The 360-nt window shown below is 38.6% G+C and carries 1 protein-coding gene; it reads left to right on the top strand.

Going from position 1 to position 360, the window contains the following annotated elements; genetic code table 11:
- On the top strand, nucleotides 1–360 hold a 360-nt coding region (locus HC176_RS17755), incomplete at both ends, for a hypothetical protein (RefSeq protein ID WP_167920333.1).

The raw sequence follows: 360 nt of genomic DNA, 5'->3' as shown, positions 1-360 counted from the left end.
CTTGAATGGCAGAGAGGAAATAGAAAATCTGGAAATAAAAAGGAAACTCACAATTAACGATCCCGATGAAACAGGGAATTCAACTCCAAAGGTTAGAACAGTTTCTATCGGTACATTAAATGCCCATAATCCGGTGAACTTCGAAATTGAAAATTTTCAAAAGGAGATTTTAATTGAGCTCACCTTTAACTCCGGAAAAGAGGAATGGCACCAGTATATTATAGCCAGAAAAACTTCAGATGGTGAAACCAGATCTTTTTGGGTGATCACCAACAGCGAATTTGAAGTGATCGATAAACATATCGATGAGGGTTTTCCGATGGAAAGTGAAGGAATTATTGTGTCCGGAACCAACCGGGA

This window comes from Tamlana crocina (assembly GCF_012037625.1).
The sequence above is the reverse complement of the archived record's forward strand: the minus strand, read 5'-3'. Positions and strand labels throughout refer to the sequence as shown.